A 5,498-nucleotide genomic window follows, 5' to 3' on the forward strand; every position below is an offset into this window, starting at 1 on the left:
CGAACGCAAACACGCGCTTTCAAGGATCGATGCGCTGGCCTCGCATGTTCGCCAATCCGCCAAGACCTGGCAGCGTCGCCTTGCGGCCGAATGCGGCTCGGAGCGCTGGAAGCGAGAAAAGCAGGACGTGGTCGAGATTCTGGGGCCGAGCCGCCGGAGCGAGGCGCTGCTGCGCCAGCTCGATGATCTCCCCTATAGCGACAAGGCAAAGTTCATCGAGCAACTGGCGGGGACGCCGGAGGGCCGTCGCGCGCTTGCCGAGGCAAAGGATATCGTTAYTGCGATCGAAACGCGCTTCGGTCGCGCCGATCCCTCAGATCTCGCAGAGCAGCTGAAGCGCGTCGGGCCCGATCAGGCTGGGGACATCGAGCGTATCCGCCAGGTCGTCCGCCTTGCCGACCGTAGTCATCGTGCAGAACTCACGCAGCAGATGGAGTTGGAGCGCTCACTGAAGCGGGGCAGGACCTTGGGGCTTGGGATGTAGATGTTTGGCACGGACCACAAGAGATTGGCGATGAGTCTAGGACCGACGGAAGGTAGTCACACAGGGAATGCGAATTTGGCTATCGGCCTGCCTCTGCCATTCCTTTGTCCTTTATACGGCAAAATTCAATCAACTGCTCCGAGGTCATTGGTCGTGCCAGAGCGTAACCTTGCAGTATATGGCAACCGAGATCTTTCAGGATCTTCGCATGCTCCATTGTCTCCACACCCTCTGCAACGATGTCGATGTTCTGCGATCGGCCGATTTCGATAATGGAGGAGACCAGACGACGCTGAGATGGAGACGCAATGATCGGCTTGATAATTTCTCGATCGATCTTAAGCCGTCGCGGCTCAAATCGAAGCAAACTGACGATACTGGCATGTTCGGTGCCGAAGTCATCGATCTCGATTTCGATGCCAAGCTTTTTGACGGCTGGAATGATCTCCTTGAGAACAGGTTGAAGATCATTGAAGGAGATTGTCTCGAGCAGCTCGAAACACAKGCGACCCTTCGCTATGGGAAGCTCGGACAGCTCCGCAAGCAGATTTGCCTGCGCCAGTCGACGCGCTGAAATGTTGACCGAGACACGTGGAATTTGCATTCCCATGCTGTCCCATCTTGTCAGCTCGAACAGGGCCTTTTGCAGGATCAGCCTATCCATGTCGCCAGTGCGCCCTAGTTTTTCCGCGACCTCAAGAAATTTGTTCGGGGCAAGCAGACCCTTTTGCGGGTGATCCCAACGGGCAAGTGTCTCGACGCCGACAATATCCAATGTGTCTGCATTGAACTGCGGTTGAAAGAATGCGACGAGTTCATCACGATCGAGCGCATGATTGAATTCGTCCGCCAATTCCTTCGAATGGATCGCGGCGCTGCGAAGCTCTTCTGTAAAAACCGCCGCGCGGCCGCGGCCCGCCTTCTTCGCCTCGTAGAGAGCCAAATCGGCATTGAGAAGCAATTGGCCGAGGTCCCGCCCGAGAGCACCTTCAGTCTCCCACGCGACGCCGACGCTTGCCCCGACAACACACGCCACGCCCTCGATGAAGAGGGGTTGCTCGAGCGCGTCGACAATCTGCTGAGCCAATGCGTTTGCCTTCGGCTCCGGATCGGCACTCCAGCTGGCGAAGATGAACTCATCTCCGCCGATCCGAGCCGCTACGTCGTTGGGACCAGCCAAATCGGCAAGGCGCGAAGCCGTTGCTTGCAAGACCACGTCACCTCCGGCGTGCCCTTTTGTGTCGTTGATCTCTTTAAATCGATCCAGGTCGATATGAATGAGGATCAGACAATCTTGAGGACGCGGTCTCGGCGGTTGCGAGATCAACTGGTCGACAAATCGTCGATTGGGAAGCCCCGTCAATGCGTCATGCAATGACAGGTACTCCAGCCTCTGTCGTGCTCGAACGAGCTTTTTCTTGTGAAGGCGAAGCTTTTCGATCGTTCTTTGGCGTGATTTGGTCAGAAAGCCGATCCAGACAATCGGTGCAACGACACAGAATGCCAACAGGCTCGCGTAGAACTCAAAAGTGCCGATCCCGCTATTTTGGCCCCAACCCTGCTTTGGCAGTGCGGCGAGGGTCCATCGGCCATAAACCATATCAACGGATGTCTGGACCGGTTTCCTGGAAAAAGTTGCCAGGCTGCCGAAAAAAACCTGTTTGGGCGTGTTCGGCTCCGGTACGGTGCTGATGGCGATCTCAAGCTCGGTCGAACCAAGGCCACTTTCCTGGTAAAGCTTCGGTATGTCGACTATTCCGGAAAGCAGGCCCCAAAAAATCTGGCTTGATCCGTCATTGATGTAGATTGGGCACCTGACCACAAAAGCGGTGCCACCTTGGACAAGCTCCACCGGGCCTGTCAGAACGATATTGTGCGTGTTGCGCGCCAGCATCGCGGCAGCCCGTTGCTTCTCGTTGGTTCGGTAGTCGAGCCCGATGGCCTTTTCGTTTCCTTTCTCCGGATAAACCCACCTGACCACCATGCCGGGCGCGGCGGCGAAACTTCTTAATTGTGAATCTGGCTTCAGAATCTGCGCGGCAAGCCTGGAAAATCCGCTTTGGTCCATCGCCGGATTGACTGCGATGCCGGCCGCCAGCCCCTGCAACAGCTTCACATTGCTGTTGAGGTTCGTCTGAAGGCGGGAGGATATGGTGGCAAGCTCGCCGGCAACGATCGCGCGTTCATCGGCCAGCGATCGCTCCAGCCGCCAGTTCGTTGCCACCCAGACGACGATTGCCGCAATAATGGCCGCAAATATTGCCGGAGCAAATGCGCTGGTATGGCTTATTACAGAGCGAGCGAGATTTCTTCGAAGGTTCATCAGGTTGCCAGCGTGGATGATAAGCCCTCATCCTTGCACAGTTTCTTTAAGGCAACGCTAAACCTGACAACCCTCATAAAGGAAAGCTGCCTGTTCGTTGCAGCGCTTACGGGCTGAAATCGGCGGCAAGCACCGCATCCTTGAGCGCCCGCGAATAGGGATGCTGCGGATTGTCCAGGACACTGCGCGCCTGGCCTCGCTCGACGATTTCGCCTTTGCGCATGATGATGATGTTGTCGCTGATATAATATGCTGTGGCGAGGTCGTGGGTGATGTAGACGATCGAGAGCCCGAGCTCGTTTTTCAAGCGGCCAAAGAGATTGACGATCGCCATGCGCAGCGATGCGTCGACCATGGAGACCGGTTCATCGGCCACCAGCAGGCGGGGTTGCGGGATCAGCGCGCGGGCGATGGCGACACGCTGAAGCTGGCCGCCCGATAGTTCGTGAGGGAACCGTCCTTTCACTTCTTCCAGGGTCAGGCCAACATGGACCAATGYGGCATCCGCCATCCGCTCCGCCTGCTGCCGGTCCGGCCTTTTTCCCGAGAACGAAAAATTGCGGGCGGTCTCGAAGAGATAACGATCKACACGTTTCAGCGGATTGAAGGCTTCGAAGGGGTTCTGCAGAACCGGCTGGACCTCTTTCATGAAAGCCTTGCGTTCGGATCTGCTATGGATGGCGACGGTCCTGCCGCTGAATTGAAGCTCGCCTTCCGTCGGTTCGGTCTGACCGAGGATCATCGCCGCGATCGTCGATTTTCCCGATCCGGATTCTCCAACGATCGAGAGAATCTCCGGCTTCTCTCCCAGTTCGAAGCTGACATCCTTGACCGCCGTAATCAGACGCCGGCCGAGCATACCGCCCTGCCGGTAGACTTTCGTGACATGCGAGAGGCGAAGAAGAGCGCTCAAACCTGATCTCCCGTAACGGCAAAACACGCCACGCGCCGCTGCGGCTCGACGGTGACGAGCGGCGGAACCTTCTGCGAGCAAATCTCCATGCGCTTCGGACAGCGCGGGTGAAACCGGCAGCCTTCCGGCGGCATGGCGAGGTTCGGCGGACGACCCTCCAGCGAAGGGCGGGCMGTCGCATCGCCGATGCGCGGCAGGCTGCCGACGAGGTGCTGCGTATAGGGGTGGAGCGGCATGCTGAAGAGTTTGGCGGTTGGCGCCTCCTCGACAAGACGCCCGGCATAGACAATGCCGATGCGGTCGGAGACGGTCGCGTGAACCCCCATATCATGGGTGACGAACAGGAAGGACGAGCCCATCTCGCGCTGGATTTCGCGGATCATCGACAGCACGTCGCGCTGAACGATCACGTCGAGCGCGGTCGTCGGTTGCGCAGCGCCAGGCGCTCTTCCGGCTTCATCGCATAGATATCCTGGGTGCCGCCGTCGAAATGGAATGTCACTTTCCCCGACACGACCCGCAGCGGCGGCCGGATCGCGCCGGCAATGGTCTTGATCAACGTCGTCTTGCCGCTGCTCGATTCACCGGCAACGCCATAGACCTCGCCGCGGGCGATGGTCAGGCTGATATCGTCGACGGCGCGCACCTCGCGATCGACGCCGAAGAGGAAGGCACGGTAATAGGCTTTCAGATTCTCAATTTCGACCAAAGGATCCATACTAACTTCCCATCCGGTTCAGCCGGCTGCGCGGATCATTGTATTCGTTCATCGACATGGACAGCAGGAAGAGCGCCAGGAAGAGGACGACGATGACGGCGACGGGGGCGGCCACCCACCACCATATGCCTGATATCAGCGCCGAATGCGCATTGGCCCAATAGATCATCATGCCCATGGTCGGCGTCTCGATATCTGTGAAGCCGAGCACCGACAGGGTGATCTCCATGCCGATCGACCAGATCATGTTGTTCATCGTGGTGGCAAAGACGATCGGCAGAACGTAGGGCAGGTGCTCCTCGACGAGGATCTTGCGCATGCTCATGCCGGAATAGACGCTCTGGGTGGTGAAGGATCTCGTCTTCAGGCTGATGGCCACCGAACGGATGAGGCGTGCATCATAGGACCAGCCGAGCGAGGCCATGATGAGGATCAGCGCCGTCCAGGTCATGCTGTCCTTCAGCACGAAGTAAAAAAGGATCAGCAGCGGAAATTGCGGAATGACCATGACGCTGTCGTTGATGGCCATCAGCACCCGGTCGACCGCGCCGCCGGCATAACCGGCGACGAGACCGACGACCAGCGAGATGATGCGTGAAATGAAGGCGACGCCGATGCCGAAAAACAGGGTGTTCCTAAGCGCGGTCGTCAATTGCCAGAAAACGTCCTGGCCGCGCGATGTCGTGCCCAGCCAATATTCGCCATCGGGCGGCATATCGGGTGGCAGAAGATAGATGTCGGTCGCGCCGTAAGGCGAGAAATAGGACACCACTATCAATCCGACGATGACGGCAAAGAGCAGCAGGCCGCAGAGGAATTCCATATTCTGGCGCGCGAGGTCGCGGACGATCGTAAACATGCTCTATTCCACCTTGATGCGCGGGTCGATCAGCGGGCTCAGAATGTCGATGATGAACACGGCGGCAGCAACGCCGACGATCGACAATGCGCTGAGGCCGAGCACCAGACTGTAGTCGCCGGCATGCACCGCTTCGATCAGCAGGTTGCCGATGCCGGGATRGCCGAAGACGATTTCGGTGATGACCGTGCCGTTGAAGAT

General features: G+C 58.1%; 4 protein-coding genes and 2 pseudogenes. 1 reads left to right on the forward strand and 5 read right to left on the reverse strand.

The window, feature by feature from the left end:
- A pseudogene (locus tag AC1ECN_RS38305) lies at window positions 1–484 on the forward strand (Ti-type conjugative transfer relaxase TraA); the annotation flags it as partial.
- Between the two features lie 79 nt (window positions 485–563).
- On the opposite strand, the gene AC1ECN_RS38310 reads toward AC1ECN_RS38305, so the two are convergent.
- The 5 genes and pseudogenes from AC1ECN_RS38310 to AC1ECN_RS38330 all read right to left on the reverse strand — a co-directional run.
- Window positions 564–2,807, reverse strand: a complete 2,244-nt coding sequence (locus AC1ECN_RS38310) for a bifunctional diguanylate cyclase/phosphodiesterase (RefSeq protein WP_477956018.1) — start codon at window positions 2,805–2,807, stop codon at window positions 564–566.
- Window positions 2,808–2,913: 106 nt separating this feature from the next.
- Window positions 2,914–3,720: an ABC transporter ATP-binding protein gene (locus tag AC1ECN_RS38315; RefSeq protein ID WP_477956020.1), complete on the reverse strand. Its 807-nt coding sequence runs from the start codon at window positions 3,718–3,720 to the stop codon at window positions 2,914–2,916.
- Window positions 3,717–4,438: pseudogene (locus tag AC1ECN_RS38320) on the reverse strand (oligopeptide/dipeptide ABC transporter ATP-binding protein). Before AC1ECN_RS38320 ends, AC1ECN_RS38315 begins: the two are co-directional and overlap by 4 nt.
- A 1-nt stretch (window position 4,439) precedes the next feature.
- Window positions 4,440–5,297: an ABC transporter permease gene (locus AC1ECN_RS38325; RefSeq protein ID WP_018071045.1), complete on the reverse strand. Its 858-nt coding sequence runs from the start codon at window positions 5,295–5,297 to the stop codon at window positions 4,440–4,442.
- Window positions 5,298–5,300: 3 nt separating this feature from the next.
- The coding region (locus AC1ECN_RS38330; RefSeq protein ID WP_477956022.1) for an ABC transporter permease subunit at window positions 5,301–5,498 on the reverse strand (198 nt) is incomplete at its 5' end.

The sequence above is a fragment of the Rhizobium sp. 01N447_2 genome, from assembly GCF_056399245.1.

Coding starts and splice junctions, on each gene's coding strand:
- AC1ECN_RS38325 (WP_018071045.1), bottom strand. CDS start 5,297: ATGTTTACGATCGTCCGCGACCTCGCGCGCCAGAATATGGAATTCCTC.